At 37.1% G+C, this 15,120-nt stretch carries 14 protein-coding genes; 5 read left to right on the top strand and 9 right to left on the bottom strand.

What is annotated here, in order from left to right; genetic code table 11:
• Window positions 1–33: 33 nt before the first annotated feature.
• Genes nadA through nadB form a run of 3 tightly spaced genes read right to left on the bottom strand, consistent with a single transcriptional unit; the run spans window position 34 to window position 3,541 of the window.
• Window positions 34–1,140 (bottom strand): quinolinate synthase NadA, encoded by a 1,107-nt coding sequence (nadA, locus tag AB1280_RS23650; RefSeq protein ID WP_429757201.1) that lies wholly within the window; start codon window positions 1,138–1,140, stop codon window positions 34–36.
• A 25-nt stretch (window positions 1,141–1,165) separates the two neighbouring features.
• Window positions 1,166–1,999, bottom strand: a complete 834-nt coding sequence (gene nadC, locus AB1280_RS23645; RefSeq protein ID WP_429757200.1) for a carboxylating nicotinate-nucleotide diphosphorylase — start codon at window positions 1,997–1,999, stop codon at window positions 1,166–1,168.
• A 15-nt stretch (window positions 2,000–2,014) separates the two neighbouring features.
• A complete protein-coding gene (gene nadB / locus AB1280_RS23640; RefSeq protein WP_429757199.1) occupies window positions 2,015–3,541 on the bottom strand; it encodes an L-aspartate oxidase in 1,527 nt (508 codons plus the stop codon).
• A 124-nt stretch (window positions 3,542–3,665) separates the two neighbouring features.
• On the opposite strand from nadB, the gene AB1280_RS23635 reads away from it, so the two are divergent.
• From AB1280_RS23635 to AB1280_RS23615, 5 genes are all read left to right on the top strand, one after another.
• Window positions 3,666–4,808 (top strand): IscS subfamily cysteine desulfurase, encoded by a 1,143-nt coding sequence (locus tag AB1280_RS23635; protein WP_272186685.1) that lies wholly within the window; start codon window positions 3,666–3,668, stop codon window positions 4,806–4,808.
• On the top strand, window positions 4,805–5,350 hold the full coding sequence (locus tag AB1280_RS23630; protein WP_272186684.1) for a transcription repressor NadR: 546 nt from the start codon (window positions 4,805–4,807) through the stop codon (window positions 5,348–5,350). The genes AB1280_RS23635 and AB1280_RS23630 overlap by 4 nt, the downstream gene beginning before the upstream one ends.
• A gap of 87 nt (window positions 5,351–5,437) precedes the next feature.
• On the top strand, window positions 5,438–6,085 hold the full coding sequence (locus tag AB1280_RS23625) for an MOSC domain-containing protein (RefSeq protein ID WP_429757198.1): 648 nt from the start codon (window positions 5,438–5,440) through the stop codon (window positions 6,083–6,085).
• Window positions 6,086–6,290: 205 nt separating this feature from the next.
• Window positions 6,291–6,506, top strand: a complete 216-nt coding sequence (locus AB1280_RS23620) for a hypothetical protein (protein WP_429757197.1) — start codon at window positions 6,291–6,293, stop codon at window positions 6,504–6,506.
• Window positions 6,484–7,236, top strand: a complete 753-nt coding sequence (locus AB1280_RS23615; RefSeq protein WP_429757401.1) for an MBL fold metallo-hydrolase — start codon at window positions 6,484–6,486, stop codon at window positions 7,234–7,236. Before AB1280_RS23620 ends, AB1280_RS23615 begins: the two co-directional genes overlap by 23 nt.
• Before the next feature lie 324 nt (window positions 7,237–7,560).
• On the opposite strand, the gene pheA is transcribed toward AB1280_RS23615, so the two are convergent.
• The 6 genes from pheA to AB1280_RS23585 form a co-directional block, all read right to left on the bottom strand.
• Window positions 7,561–8,415, bottom strand: coding sequence for a prephenate dehydratase (gene pheA, locus AB1280_RS23610; protein WP_429757196.1), 855 nt, complete (start codon window positions 8,413–8,415; stop codon window positions 7,561–7,563).
• 97 nt (window positions 8,416–8,512) lie between these two features.
• Window positions 8,513–10,423, bottom strand: coding sequence for an ABC transporter permease (locus tag AB1280_RS23605; RefSeq protein WP_429757195.1), 1,911 nt, complete (start codon window positions 10,421–10,423; stop codon window positions 8,513–8,515).
• 47 nt (window positions 10,424–10,470) lie between these two features.
• Window positions 10,471–12,384 (bottom strand): ABC transporter permease, encoded by a 1,914-nt coding sequence (locus AB1280_RS23600; RefSeq protein ID WP_429757194.1) that lies wholly within the window; start codon window positions 12,382–12,384, stop codon window positions 10,471–10,473.
• On the bottom strand, window positions 12,359–13,135 hold the full coding sequence (locus tag AB1280_RS23595) for an ABC transporter ATP-binding protein (RefSeq protein ID WP_272186680.1): 777 nt from the start codon (window positions 13,133–13,135) through the stop codon (window positions 12,359–12,361). Before AB1280_RS23595 ends, AB1280_RS23600 begins: the two co-directional genes overlap by 26 nt.
• Window positions 13,136–13,228: 93 nt before the next feature.
• Entirely contained in the window at window positions 13,229–14,311 is a 1,083-nt protein-coding gene (locus tag AB1280_RS23590) for a sensor histidine kinase (protein ID WP_272186679.1), read from the bottom strand.
• Entirely contained in the window at window positions 14,301–15,008 is a 708-nt protein-coding gene (locus AB1280_RS23585; RefSeq protein ID WP_272186678.1) for a response regulator transcription factor, read from the bottom strand. The genes AB1280_RS23590 and AB1280_RS23585 overlap by 11 nt, the downstream gene beginning before the upstream one ends.
• Between the last annotated feature and the right edge of the window lie 112 nt (window positions 15,009–15,120).

The following is a 15,120-nucleotide window of genomic DNA, read 5'->3' as shown; positions in this document are numbered from 1 at the left end:
TACAAAAGAAAAAGCAACGAAAATCCGTTGCTTTTATACTCGCTCTAACATTCTGTTTAATGCAAGTACCGCGAATTCCGTTACTTTTTTATCTACTTCAATTACATTTACATGTTCGTCGCGCTCAATTGCCTCCAGTGCCCATAGTAAATGTGGTAAATCGATACGATTCATCGTTAAACATGGACACATAAATGGATTCAATGAAATAATTTCTTTATCCGGGTGCTGCTGAATAATACGATTGACTAAGTTCATTTCTGTACCGATTGCCCACTTGCTTCCAGACGGAGCTTTTTCAATCATATCAATAATATATTTTGTTGAGCCAGCATAATCAGAAGCTGCAACAACTTCATAACAACATTCCGGATGAACAATAATATTCATATCCGGATGGTTTTTTCTTACATTTTCAATATTTTTCACAGTAAAATTTTGATGGACGGAACAATGCCCTTTCCATAAAATGACTTGAATATCTTCCATATTCCCATCATATTCTAATGAATCTGTATGCGGATCCCAAACTGCCATGTTTTCTAGCGGTACACCAAGGTCATATGCTGTATTACGTCCTAAGTGCTGATCTGGTAAGAATAAAATCCGCTCTTTTTGTGTAAACGCCCATTTTACCATCTCTTTCGCATTAGAAGATGTAACTGTCGCGCCGTCATTTCGGCCGCAAAACGCTTTAATTGCAGCGGTTGAATTTACATAAGTTAATGGAAGTATTGTATCTCCAAATAGTTGCTGCAATTCTTTCCAAGCTCGCTCTGTTTGTTCAATATCAGCCATATCAGCCATCGAACAACCAGCTCGCATATCAGGAAGAATAACAATTTGCTCATCTGTTGTTAGCATATCAGCTGTTTCTGCCATAAAATGAACACCACAAAATACAATATACTTTGCCTCTTTATTACGCGCTGCTACTTGGGCAAGCTGCAAAGAATCTCCTGCCCAGTCTGAAAACTGAACGACCTCATCTTTTTGGTAATGATGTCCTGGTATGAAAAGCTTTTTCCCCATCTTTTCTTTAATTTCACGCACACGCGCTTCCATCTCTTCGATTGACATTGTTCCATAACGATCTGGTAACATCGTTTCAATCAGTTGCACTGTTTCTAAAATATTCATCAGTGAAGTCCCCCTCTTCCCTCAATCACACTTCAATATTAAAACTAATATCTAACGCTTTAACAGAATGCGTTAAGAGCCCTAACGAAATGTAATCCACACCGGTTTGGCCATACTTGGATATATTTTCCATCGTAATCCCGCCCGAAGCCTCTGTAACAATTGCGCTTGGCACGAGCTTACAATATTCGCGCACTTCTTCTGGTGTACGATTATCAAACATAATAATGTCTGCTCCGGCAGAAACTGCTTCTAATACTTGTTCTTCCGTCTCGGTTTCTACTTCTACTTTCACCATATGTCCGAGCTGTTCTTTCACCGCTGTTACCGCTTTTGTTATCGACCCGGCAAATGCAATATGATTATCTTTAATCATGACACCATCGTATAATCCGAAACGATGATTATAACCGCCGCCGCATACAACGGCATATTTATCAAACATACGAAGCCCTGGCATCGTTTTTCTCGTATCACAAATGCGTGTATGATTGCTTTCAAGTGCAGTAACTGCATTTCTTGTCATCGTTGCTACACCGCTCATACGCTGAATAACATTTAACACAACACGCTCAGCTGTTAACAAAGGCGCAATCGACCCTTGTACAGTAGCAAGAATTTCTCCGTTTGTTACCATGTCCCCGTCTTTTTTATGAAGTGTAACTTCAATTCGATGATCTAATACTGCAAAACCTTCCTTAATTACATCAGCTCCTGCAAATACACCCGTATCTTTGACAAGAAACGTTCCCTTTGCTTGCAGATCGTTTGGAAAAATAAGCTGCGATGTTACGTCTCGCTCCCCGATATCTTCTAGAAAAAATTGCTTTAATGCCTCTTTTACTTTTAATGAATTCATAGTACCCCTCTTTTCTTACGCAAATCTCAACAGGTTTCTTCTCATTACAATTTCGCGTAGCTTATTACTCCGATTTGGAAAGTCACTGCGATAATGACCGCCGATACTCTCTCTTCTTTGCAGTGCAGCTTTTGTTAGTAGCTGACAAACTGTTAACATATTGATAATTGTTATATCTTCATTTGTGAGATTTTCACATGGAAGCGGTTTGTTATATGTTCCATACTGCTCTAACCATTGCTTCGCGTATAATAAACCTTCTTCTGTTCGGACGATTCCAACGTATTGCATCATCATCTCTTGTATTTCTTCTTTGTTTGGTAATTGTATTTGTTGTAAATCACCATTCACTATTTCATCGTTACCGACGATTCGCGGTCTACTATTTTCTAAAATGTGTTCTCCGACACGTTTTCCAAATACAAGACCTTCTAATAATGAATTACTCGCAAGGCGATTGGCTCCATGTACACCATTACACGCGACTTCACCAACTGCATATAAACAATTGATTGACGTTTCCCCGTTACAATTTGTTTTTACACCGCCCATATGAAAATGAGCGCCTGGCACTATTGGAATGCACTTACTTTCCATGTTAACGCCACTTTTTTCACATAAAAAAGAGACCGTTGGAAATCGTTCTTCAAAATTTGCAATAGATGATATATCTAAGTGTACCGTTTCACCAGCTAACATTTGTTCATGAATAGCACGTGCCACCACATCACGCGGTGCAAGGTCTTGTTGCTCATGAATATTCGTCATAAAGCGCTCTCCTTTTCCATTTCGAAGAATCGCTCCTTCTCCGCGCACCGCTTCTGAAACAAGGCCGCAGCAAGCACCATTGACATGCAACATTGTTGGATGAAACTGTACAAATTCTAAATCAACAAGTTCTCCGCCAGCTCGATACACCATGGCTAACCCATCGCCTGTAACAGTACAATCATTGGAAGTAAAGGCATACAGTCCTCCAATACCTCCTGTTGCCAATACAACACTCTGCGCGTCATACTTTTGTATATTTCCTTCACTATCACGTGCTACGATACCATGACAAGTTTGATTTTCTATTATCAAATCCAAGACCATTTCTTGTTCAACAACCGTCACGTATGGAAGTACTTGCTCTGCAAGATGCGCTAATAAGTTTTTCCCGGTTGCATCCCCGCCTGCGTGTAAAATACGCCTTTGTCGATGCGCTCCTTCCTTTCCAAGATGAAGCCCTCGTTCATCGCCATCAAAGCGCATCCCGTTATCTAATAATGTTTGCATTTCTCGTGGCCCATGCTCTACTAAATAGCGCACCGCTTCGGTATTGTTATAATGGCAACCTGCTGTAAGCGTATCTTCATAATGATTATCTGGATGATCCGATGAAGATACTGCTGCTGCAATCCCGCCTTGTGCTAAATTTGTATTGTTGTTTCGCCCTGTTTTCTTTGTGATAATCATCACATTCTTTTCGTGACAAATGGTTTGTGCAACGCGCAGCGCCGCAACCCCACTTCCGATAATTAAGACATCTGCATTTGGCATTTTCATTGCCCCCTACTTTACACTTTTCAACTGTCTTGACACCTATATTTACATATATTTAAAATAATAACAAGAACTTTTTAGAAACCGACAAAAAAATCTAATACAGAAAGGGCTATGCTCTATGATATATATGGATTATGCTGCAACAACACCTATGAGTAAGGAAGCACTAGAGACGTACACAAAAGCCGCTGAACGTTATTTTGGAAACGAACAAAGCTTACACGATATTGGCGGGACTGCCTCCTCTTTATTACAATCTTGCCGCCAAACATTTGCTGCGATGATCAGTGGGAAAGAACAAGGCGTTTTTTTTACGAGCGGTGGATCTGAATCGAACTATCTTGCGATTCAATCGTTACTAAATACTCAGAGCGGTACTCATATTATTACAACACCTATTGAACATGCATCAATACGAAATTATTTTCACCTTCTTCAAAAGCAGGGCTATGAAATTACTGAAATTCCGGTGGATTGCTTTGGCATGATTCAACTTGACAAACTCGAGCGTGCGATTACAGAACAAACCGTGCTTGCAAGTATTCAACATGGAAACTCTGAAATCGGCACACTGCACCCAATTACTGAAATTGGAGCCATTCTTAAAAAGCATAACGTCTTATTTCATACAGATTGTGTGCAAACATTTGGGAAAATACCAATCAATGTGACTAAGATGAATATTGATAGTCTCTCTGTTTCAGCTCATAAAATTTACGGTCCAAAAGGGGTGGGAGCATGCTATATAAACCCGCAAGTACGCTTTGGACAAGTGTTTCCTGGTACCTCTCATGAAAAAGGATTTCGTCCCGGTACCGTGAATGTTCCTGGCATCGCTTCGTTTATTACAGCAGCGCAGCACATGTTAAAGAATCAACAAGTGGAAGTTACTCATTTACAAGAATTGCGAACATACTTTATCCAGCAATTACAAGCTCTATCACCCGAAATACAAGTTGAAGGTCATTCTACTTCTTGTTTACCGCATATCATTGGGGTTACAATAAAAGGAATAGAAGGTCAGTATACGATGCTAGAATGCAACCGCCGCGGCATTGCGATTTCAACAGGAAGTGCTTGTCAAATGGGGAAACAAGAGCCTTCTAAAACGATGCTTGCGATTGGCAAAGAACATGATGAAGCGAAGCAATATGTCCGTTTTTCATTCGGACAGCAAACAACAACAGAACACATTGATGCAGTGATTCATGCAATTACAGAAGTTAGAAATCAATTCAATAGAGGTGTTAATAGAAAATGAATCAAAATGACCAAAAAAAAATTTTAGGTGAGGAAAGAAGACAGCTCATTTTAGAATGGCTCCTCGCTGCAAATAAACCATTGTCCGGTAGTGAATTAGCAAAGAAAACAAACGTAAGCCGTCAAGTTATTGTACAAGATATTTCTTTATTAAAAGCACGAAACGAACCTATTATTGCAACAGCGCAAGGATATTTATATTTGAAACCGACAGAAAAACAACATACTACATTCGAGCGTATTATCGTTTCCAATCATCTGCCATCACAAGTACGCCAAGAGCTTACAATACTTGTTGATCATGGAGTTACAATTAAAGATGTAAAAGTGGAACATCCAGTGTACGGAGACTTAACTGCTTTAATTCTGGTAAGTAACCGCTTTGAACTTGAACAGTATTTAAAAAAGATTGAAGAAACAAAAGCAACTTATCTATCTCAGCTTACAGATGGGATTCATTTGCATACAATTGAAGCAGATTCGCTCGAAAAGTTACATGCTGCTTGTGAGGCATTGGACCGGGCTGGATTTCTTGTTCATTAAAAAACGCACAGAGAATTTTATTTTCTCTGTGCGTTTTTTATTTTCATCATGCTACAATGGAGAAAATGATGGGAAAGGAGATAATATATGGGAATTGAACTCATTCACTTTAGCATCGGGAAGCCAAAAACAATTCAATATGCAGAAAATAAAGAAATGACAAGCGGCATATGTAAACAGCTTGTTGAAGATGCTTTTTTATCAAAAGATGGATTTCAAGGAGACGGTGTTGCAGACTTACGCTTTCACGGAGGGCCTGATCGTGCTGTTTGTATTTATCCTTATGAACATTATGATTTGTGGGAAAACGAGTTTCATACATCCCTTCCTTCATCTGCATTTGGAGAGAATGTAACAGTTACAAATATGTTAGAGCAAGATGTTTGTATTGGCGACATTTATCAGCTCGGAGATGCAATTGTTCAAGTGACGCAAGGAAGAATTCCGTGCAGTACAATTTCGAAACGAATCGGCATTCCTGGCATGTTACCTCGCATTGTTGAAACTGGCTATACAGGATATTTATGCCGCGTTCTACAAGAAGGGGCAGTTCGTAAAGATTCACAAATTACATTACTCGAACGTCATCCACACCAAATTTCCATTCTATTTGCGAACGAAATCTATTTCCGGGGACAAAAAGATGTAGAGGGCATGAAAAAAATTATTGCTGTTCCCGAACTCGCCGAAGATTGGCGAAAATCATTAACCGCACGGCTTGAAAAATTAACATAAAGTGAAACTTTCATCAGTGTTTTTTTCATCTCCCGCTGATGATACCGCTACCAATCGAAGTCTAACTGCTTGTTTGTATGGAATAGAAACGCAATTGTATCTATTAAAACATGACAAGATTATGTTTAGTACTAATCACTCTAGTAAGTTGAAAATAATATTTATGAAATAAAGAAACGCTCAAATTATTTGGAGGTGATTACGTATGCAAGTTATTAACACAACATCATCTTATTTTTCAATAGCAAAACTTTCTGAAGGTGTATATGCTGCAATCGCCAAAAAAGGTGAAGGAGCAATGAGTAATGCTGGTTTCATTGATTTAGGGGACGAGGTTCTTATATTTGATACATTTGTAACTCCTAGAGCTGCTAAAGAGTTGCGAAAAGTAACAGAAGATATTACTCAAAAAAAAAATTAAATATGTTTTTAATAGCCATTATCACGGAGATCACACCTTTGGTAATCAAATTTTTGAAGACGTAACAATCATTTCAACTTCACTTACAAGAGATTTACATGCACAGCAAAACGTTATTATAGATTTAAATAAAGAACAAGTAGAAATGCAACTATACTTGAATCAACTAGAACAAAGAATACTGACTGAAAGTGATCCTGTCTTATTAGAAAGCCTTGATATTCAATTTAAAGAAATGTCAAAAGTACACGCATCATTACCTGAATTACGAATTGTACTTCCAAGTTTGACCTTTAATGATAAACTAGTAATTCACGGAACTTGCCGAACAATTGAATTATATTGCTACGGATGTGGTCATACTCCAAGTGATGCATTTCTATATTTGCCAGAGGAGAAAATTGCATTTATGGGCGATCTAGTCTTAGAGAATCTACATCCTCCTATTTTTAATTCCCAGCAATTTATTGACAACTTATCTAAAGTTGATGCGATTGATATACAAACAATAATTCCTGGTCATGGTAATATAGTGAAAAAAGGTCAAATTGGAGTTATATCACAATATTTGCAGCACCTTAATATGAGAGTAGCATCTGCTTTAGAAAAGGGAGAATCCTTAGAACAACTCTTATCAACTAATATTCCTAAAGAATATGCCAACTGGACAGGTGTCGATGGATACAAACGAAACCTTACTATTGTATACAATGAACATAAAGAAAAATAGTAGTAGATTGTTAGAGACAAAATTTAGGGGAAATATTGTTTCTAAAATAACTCGTTTATTGTACTGAAATGAATGAAACATATGACGCTAACATATTAATCGTATATAATATGTTAGCGTGTTTTGTTTTTAACATTTAAATCTTGATAAAGTGAAACTTCCATCATTGGAGAGCTTTTTCATCTCCCACTGATGGTTAGTTGAACCAATCGGGCTTTTACGGGCAGTTATCCCCCATCTATCTTCCTCGTTTCTCTCTGAATCTTGATGTGGGGGTCTTACTGCCCGTTAATGCGGGATAAAATACGAAATGAGATTCTTTTTTCAAACCCAATAAGAAGAATAACTCCCAAGTAATGTAACCGAAAAACCAAGTGCTTCTAATTCCATTTTCACTCCTGGAAGCAGAGCATTATCATACTCTTTCTCCACATCAATTAAGAAAAAATAATTACCAAGACCTGTCTTCATCGGACGAGACTCAATTTTGGAAAGATTTAATTTTCTCCATGCAAATGCGGATAATACTTGATATAACGCTCCTGCATAGTCTGAAGGTAACGTTATCATAAGCGTTGTTTTCGTCCCGCGTCGCTCTCCATTTCTCGGTAATTCCACACGCTCGCTCTTATGTAACACAAGAAAACGCGTATGATTATTTTTATGCGTATGAATATCACGTTGAGCAATCGATAACCCATACTTTTCTGCCGCATCCCTATTAGCAATTGCCGCAATTTTTTCATTTGGATGTTCTATCACAAACTGCGCAGCAGCACTCGTTGATGTCATGTCACGCACCGTTACACCTTTTAATTCTTGATTTAAAAACTTATGACACTGCGCAATCGCATGCGGATGAGAATGCACTGCATATACATCTTGCCAAGCCTGTGCGTGCTGTGGATGAACGAGCAAATGTTGCTGGACAGGCACTGTAATTTCGCCAACAATCGGCAGTGTTTGCTCATGCACAAGATAATCAATCGTAATATTGACGGAGCCTTCAATCGCATTTTCAAGCGGGACAACTGCAAAATCGACAACATCATTTGCCGCTGCATCTATACAATCTGGAATAGTTCGATACGGTACATGTTCAGCCTCAGGAAAGAAGCGACTCACCGCCATATTTGTAAATGTTGCTTCTGGTCCTAAATAGCCAACTCGAATCGTCATCTCGTCCCCTCTTTTTCGTTTTCTTACTGTTATATCATAAACACCTCTATTCTTCTACTTGTTTTTCGAAAATTACAACAAAAAAGACTAGCAAGAGCTAGCCGATCTGTTTCATATATTCTTTTTGCGCAAAGAAGAAATAGAGTGCACATGCGATAAGATAAATAGCAATGACCTCTAAAACGCCCCCAGATGATTTCATAGAAAAGGCCTTTTGGCACGTATGTAAAGCAACCGCACTATGTACGCTTCCTAATAGAACTGGGAAAAAGAATAGAATTCCTAATTGCCAACGTGAAACCTTATCTATTTCTTGCTTTGTCATCCCTATTTTCAAAAGAGATCGATATTGCATGCGGTCATATTCAATATTATGAAACCATTTAAAATAAACTGTACTACAGGATGCTAGAAAAAAGAGCACACTAATGAACGAACCGACAAATAATACTAGATTCCCTCCGTCTTTCGTCATCTTATATATGTACATATTATTACGAGTTACTGACTCTTTCCCTTTTAAAATGTGAGATTGTAATTCTTCGCCTAATCTTTCTGTATTATCCCAATCTCTTACTTCATATCCGTTGTATACATATTTTTCGCGATTCGGAACTTGACGAGAAAGCTTCTGAAAATCTCGATTGTTCATAACGAAGAATCTTCCGCTCCGCTGACTTGTATCACTATTAAATGCATTCCCTACATATGCTCCGTTATATGTAAAGCGATATGTTTCCCCTAGTACTTTAAAATTTATATACTTCTTAGGATCTTTAGGGAGAAGATCATACTTACTATAATAAATGAATGTTACTGTTCCCTCTTTCGGATGAATCTGCTGCTTCGACTGTCCTTTCGCTTCTCTATTGTATTCATCTTCTCCAATTACAGTTGCATAAGACTCATTACCAGAATCTAATTGAAATGTTGCTGGGAGTCCGACAAATGTTACGTATCGAAAATCGTTGACACCGTGCTTGCGCAATAGCTTTTCGACCGTCTCTTTCTCCATTACTTCCTTAGAGTCAATCCCTTTTTCAACATAGGAAAAAGCATGCGGCTGTTCATAGCGAAATAGTTCTCTCATGTTTGAAAAAAACAAATAAACAGAGCCTGTCGCCGTTACTACTATCGTTGTTAGCATAGATAAAATAAAGAAAAAGCGCCGATTATCTTTCACTGTATGTAACAACTGATTGATAACGAATACATACGGATAGCGGTACATGACACTCTTTCTATTTTTAATTACTTGTAATACTTGAACGAGGCCATGTGTACATACAAAATACGTACCAACTATCGTTAAAATAGAAACAGGTATAAAGTACAAGGCAATATTCATCATCGTCACTTTTGTTGTTAAACCATAACCGATACTTATACAGATGAAACCAAGCCAACAAAGCCACTTCTTACTTCTTGTTTCTTTTTTTCCTTCTTGCATTTCTTTTAATAGATGAATAACTTCCATTTTCCATATGCGCAGCGCACTAAAAATAGCTAAAAGAAGAAATATAGCACCATATGTCATAAACGTTATCACAATAGCTTTTGAACTGAGCACAAACGACAATTCAGTCGACATATTAAGCAACAAACTAAAAATCATAAAAAATAGTTTTAAAAATAATATTCCAATCCCAATGCCGAAAAAGCTCGCAAGGAGTCCCACTGCCATTTGTTCCATGATCATCATCCAGACAAGATTTACTTTTGTGGCTCCCATTAAGATGAATAGCCCAAATTCTTTTTTTCGACACTGTATAAAAATTGAACTAGAGTACAGAATAAATAGAATCGAAAAGGCAATTACAATTACATCACATACAATCAGGCCCCACTGTAAGCCTTTATACAGCCCACTCACTTTCAACTGAGGATGCAAAATAATAGATGTATACATAAAAAAGGCAAAAATAGAGAAACAACTACTTAAGAAAAATATTTTGTAGTTGTGCCAATTCCCTCTAACATTTTGAAAAGTAAGTTGATAAAACTTCACCTTTCCCCCTCCTAAAATCCGTTACATACGTAAAAAGCTAGGAAGTCCTAGCTTTTTACGTGCTTTAAATATCCTCTTTGTGCAATGGCAAAATATAATGCGGATGCTAGTACATATGCTATAATAATAACCGCTCCTGATTTCCATAAGTCTAGATACAACATATTTCCTAGTGTATATAATGCAAATCCGCTATGCAAAACACCTATTAAAATCGGAATAAAGAAAATAGCTCCCATTTGCCGAACTGCAATTTTACGAATCTCTTGATCCGTCATACCAATTCGTTTTAAAGAATGAAATTGAATACGGTCTTGTTCTTTATCATTAAACCACTTAAAATATGTCATGCTGCAAGCAAAGAAGAAGAACAATATTGTTATGAAGAAACCAATAAACATCGTAATCGCACCATTTTCTTTTACATTTTGATAAACAAGAATAGCATTATCAAAATTTTCTTTTTTATCATCGGCGATGTGACCTTTTAATTCCTTCACGAGAGCCTCCGTATCTTTCCAGTTTTGAATATAATAGCCGTAATACATCATCTTTTCTGCATCCGGGACAGCAGCTGCATACTTGGCGTAGTCTTGTTCATTTACAACTAATAAATTACCAGTATTAAATAACGCTTTTGTATACGGCTTATTTAATTTCAGCTCATACGATTGATTTTGTACTTTAAATGTAAAAGGCTTCGCTGCATCAAATTTCATGAGTTCATTCATCATATCCAACACAACCATTGTGCCAGTTCCAGGTTTATTATGAATTTCTGCTTCCTGTTGCTTGCGTGCTTCTGCATTAAATTCTCGCTCAGAGATAATTCTTAAATCAAATTCTTTCTCTTCTTTCATCCATTTTATATGAAATGTTCCTGGTATTTCTGTTAAGGTTACTTTTCTTGCCTGTTCAAAATTATGTTTTTTAAGCAGCGATTGCAATGTTTCTTCTTTCACCACTTCATGAGAATTTACTCCTTTTTCTTGAATGGAAATAGCATGAGGAGAATGCTGCACTACTTTTGCACTCATATCCTCAAAGAAGACGTATAACGTTCCCATTGCCGAGGCAACAATTGCTGTGATGATCGAAACAACAAACAGAAAACGGGCGTTATCTTTCATCTTATAAACGAGATTACTAATAACAAACAAATTCGGCTGCTTATAAAAAAGCGACTTTCTTTTTTGCAATGCTTTTAATAGAACAACACTTCCTTGTGTGAATAAAAAATATGTTCCGATAATTGTTAAACCAACAATTGGAAGGAAATACACCGTAAGGTTCATGAATGTTACTTGAAAGCAAAGAACATAAGCAACGATAATACTTAGTAATCCGGCTAAAAATAACCATGTAAACGAAAACGGCTCAACTCTTTGTTTTCTTGCGCCGCGAAGTAAATCAATAATTTGCAATCTCCATATCGTCCATAATCCAAATAATGATAACACGAAAAAGAGAATCAAATATACACCGGCAGTAATTGCGATTGCCTTTCCATTCCAGACAAATGGCAATGCTTTTTCAATTCCAACTACAGCACTCACTGCTTTAAAAAAGAGTGGTAAACCGAGCATACCAAGAGCAATTCCACTGACAATTGAAATGCAGCCAAGAATTATTTGCTCTAGCATGATCATTCTTCCTAGCTGTCCTTTTGTCGCACCAATTAAAGTAAATAACCCTAGCTCTTTTTTACGAGCCCGCAAAAAGATGGAGTTCGAATATAAAATGAATAACCCTGAAAATAAAATAACAATATAATTACATGTCTCTAATCCTTTGTCAATACGCATTTTCATACTAATGTTACCATTCACAACATCTGGATGATATATAAACGAAGCATACATAAAGAACACAAAAATCGATAAACAGCTACTAATTAAGAAGGCTTTGTAATTGCGCCAATTCCCTTTGACATTATTAAACGCGAGCTGGCGAAAGTTCATGGTATTCTCCCCCCAACATCGCAAGTACGTCTAATATTTCTTGGAAAAAGGCTTGTTTTGTTTCTCCTTTATGAATCTCTGAGAAAATTTCACCGTCACGAATAAATAAAATACGTTCACAATAACTTGCCGCAACAGGATCATGCGTTACCATTGCAATCGTTACCTTCTTCTCTTCATGAAGTTCCTGCAGAGCACCCATCAGTGATTTAGCTGATTTGGAGTCTAGGTTTCCTGTCGGTTCATCAGCTAAAATTAACGTCGGCTGATGAATAATCGCCCGCGCTGCTGCCGCACGCTGCTGCTGACCGCCTGATACTTCGTACACTTTTTTATGTAAAATTCCCTCTATGTTTAAAAACTTTGCAATTTCCAATACTTTCGCATCAATTTCTTTCACAGGACGATTTGCCATTACAAGTGGCAAAATGATATTCTCCTTAATGGATAACGTATCAAGTAAGTTAAAATCTTGGAAAATAAAACCTAAATGTGTTCGACGAAACGCCGCAAGCTTTGCAGCACGCATTTGATTAATTTCTTCTCCATTCATATAAACGTGACCCGATGTCGGCTTATCAATCGTTGCTAATAAATTAAGAAGCGTTGTTTTTCCGCTTCCTGATGGTCCCATAATGCCGACAAATTCACCCTCTTCAATTTTAAAGTTAATATTATTTAGCGCTGTCGTTGTTACCGATCCTTTTGATTGATACACCTTTGTCAAACCTTTTACTTCAAGAACACTCATTTTGAATCCCCCTATACGTTTTCTTCTTACTCTTACTATAGAAAAAATGAAGGAAAGTAACGAGTGATTTCCCTTACAAAACAGTTTGTTATCTTACAATTTTGTCATTTTCCTCATCATTTGATGATATCCTTTATCTTTTGAGAATTGGAATGTAAATGTTGTCCCTTCCTTCTCTATTGATTGCACAGAAATTCCATGGCTAAGATGATCACAAATTTGCTTTGTAATATATAAGCCCATCCCTGTTGCTTCTCTCGTTTTTCGCCCATTGCCCCCCGTAAAAAACGGTTCAAAAATTCGCTTTATATCCTGCTTTGGAATACCTATTCCGTTATCACGAATATGCAATGCAATAACACTTTCTGTTTCTTCGATTTGAAATGTAATCTCTTTTTTCTCTTTCTCTGTAATTCTTGTATACTTCAAAGCATTTATGACAATTTGATTAATGGCAATACTGAGCCATTTTTGATCCGAAGCTACCCTGTACTGTTCTTTCTCAAATATAACTTTCGGATATACAGCATACTGAATGAACGTCTTTTTATGCTGATTAATATTGTCACGAACAATGTCCACTACATTGACTTCTTCTATTTTATAATCTTTCCCAAACTGTTCGAGGCGTGCCATGTGAAGCGCTAAATCTAATCCTTGTAAAATACGATTATTTTCTTCACGAATACTTTCAATCGTATCTCTTGCTTCGCGGTGTGTTTGTCCAAGTTTTTGCAGCAATAATTCAATGACAGATACAGGCGTTTTCATTTGGTGAATCCACTGATTCATAAAGATTGTCTGCTGTTCTCCTTTTGCCTGCCCTTCATGGATTTCATTCATATATTGTTGTCTTAAGAGCGAAAAAGCTTCCACGATTGTTTCTTGTTCGTATGTATAAGATGAACCGACAGATAAAGAGTGATGCAACTCCTGTCCCTCTGCAATGTAATGTTCTACCTTTTGTAAGAAGGCGCGTCTTTTCCGATAATCATGTATCAAAAAGAAAGCAAAAACGACAATTGATAATAACAATCCATATAGCCATGTACTCCAATTTATAGATTGTTTCTGTAGAAAAGATTGCAGTTGCAAGACAAGACCGAATAGGATGATACTCATTATGTAAGAAACAAGTAAGGCGATGCGGTCCATCACATATTTTTTAAGATTCATGTTCGTTCACCCAATTCGTTAAGAGCGCATATCCATAGCTCCGCTTCGTAACAATGGCATCAGTAATTCCTATCTCTTCTAGCTTTTTACGGACACGCTTTACATTTACAGTTAATGTATTATCATCAACAAAAGCAATCTCATCCCATAACGCTTCTAGTAACTCTTCTCTCGTTACATATTGATCCGCTTGCTTCATTAAACATTCTAATAAATAGTACTCATTTTTTGTAAGTTCTACTTGCTTTCCTTGCCACTCTGCCATATGCTGCGCTTGATATAAAAGCAATCCATTCACGCCAAAATAATCACTTTCTGTTGATGAAGCATATTCGCCATACACACGGCGCAATGCACTTTTTACTTTTGCCATAACAATATCTAAATGAAACGGCTTCGTAATGTAATCATCACCGCCATTTTCAATCGCCATTACTTGATCCATCTCTCCTGTACGTGCAGATACAAAAATAATCGGCGCGTTGGAAACAGTACGAATTTGACGGCACCAATAAAACCCATCAAAATATGGTAAATTAATATCCAGTAAAACCAAATGGGGGTTCACTTTTGCAAATTCATCTTTTATATACCGAAAATCTTGTACACGAAATGACTGATAACCATATTTATCGAGGTGCCCTTCTAAAATATCACCAATTTTCAAATCGTCTTCAACAATTAATATTTTATACATATCATTCTCACTCCCTTATAAGAAGTACATGTAGATATCATTACTATCTGCCCTACACTACCCATTTTCCATTATAAGGGTAAATTTCCATTTGAGGAGATTTTTTTATTTC

Origin of the sequence: Bacillus sp. S10(2024) (assembly GCF_050473865.1) — a bacterium.
Taxonomy (GTDB): domain Bacteria; phylum Bacillota; class Bacilli; order Bacillales; family Bacillaceae_G; genus Bacillus_A.
Note: the sequence above shows the minus strand (reverse complement) of the source record. Positions and strands in the feature narration are given on the sequence as shown.

Coding starts and splice junctions, on each gene's coding strand:
- nadA (WP_429757201.1), bottom strand. CDS start 1,140: ATGAATATTTTAGAAACAGTGCAACTGATTGAAACGATGTTACCAGAT.
- nadC (WP_429757200.1), bottom strand. CDS start 1,999: ATGAATTCATTAAAAGTAAAAGAGGCATTAAAGCAATTTTTTCTAGAA.
- nadB (WP_429757199.1), bottom strand. CDS start 3,541: ATGCCAAATGCAGATGTCTTAATTATCGGAAGTGGGGTTGCGGCGCTG.
- AB1280_RS23635 (WP_272186685.1), top strand. CDS start 3,666: ATGATATATATGGATTATGCTGCAACAACACCTATGAGTAAGGAAGCA.
- AB1280_RS23630 (WP_272186684.1), top strand. CDS start 4,805: ATGAATCAAAATGACCAAAAAAAAATTTTAGGTGAGGAAAGAAGACAG.
- AB1280_RS23625 (WP_429757198.1), top strand. CDS start 5,438: ATGGGAATTGAACTCATTCACTTTAGCATCGGGAAGCCAAAAACAATT.
- AB1280_RS23620 (WP_429757197.1), top strand. CDS start 6,291: ATGCAAGTTATTAACACAACATCATCTTATTTTTCAATAGCAAAACTT.
- pheA (WP_429757196.1), bottom strand. CDS start 8,415: ATGACGATTCGAGTTGGCTATTTAGGACCAGAAGCAACATTTACAAAT.
- AB1280_RS23600 (WP_429757194.1), bottom strand. CDS start 12,384: ATGAACTTTCGCCAGCTCGCGTTTAATAATGTCAAAGGGAATTGGCGC.
- AB1280_RS23595 (WP_272186680.1), bottom strand. CDS start 13,135: ATGAGTGTTCTTGAAGTAAAAGGTTTGACAAAGGTGTATCAATCAAAA.
- AB1280_RS23590 (WP_272186679.1), bottom strand. CDS start 14,311: ATGAATCTTAAAAAATATGTGATGGACCGCATCGCCTTACTTGTTTCT.
- AB1280_RS23585 (WP_272186678.1), bottom strand. CDS start 15,008: ATGTATAAAATATTAATTGTTGAAGACGATTTGAAAATTGGTGATATT.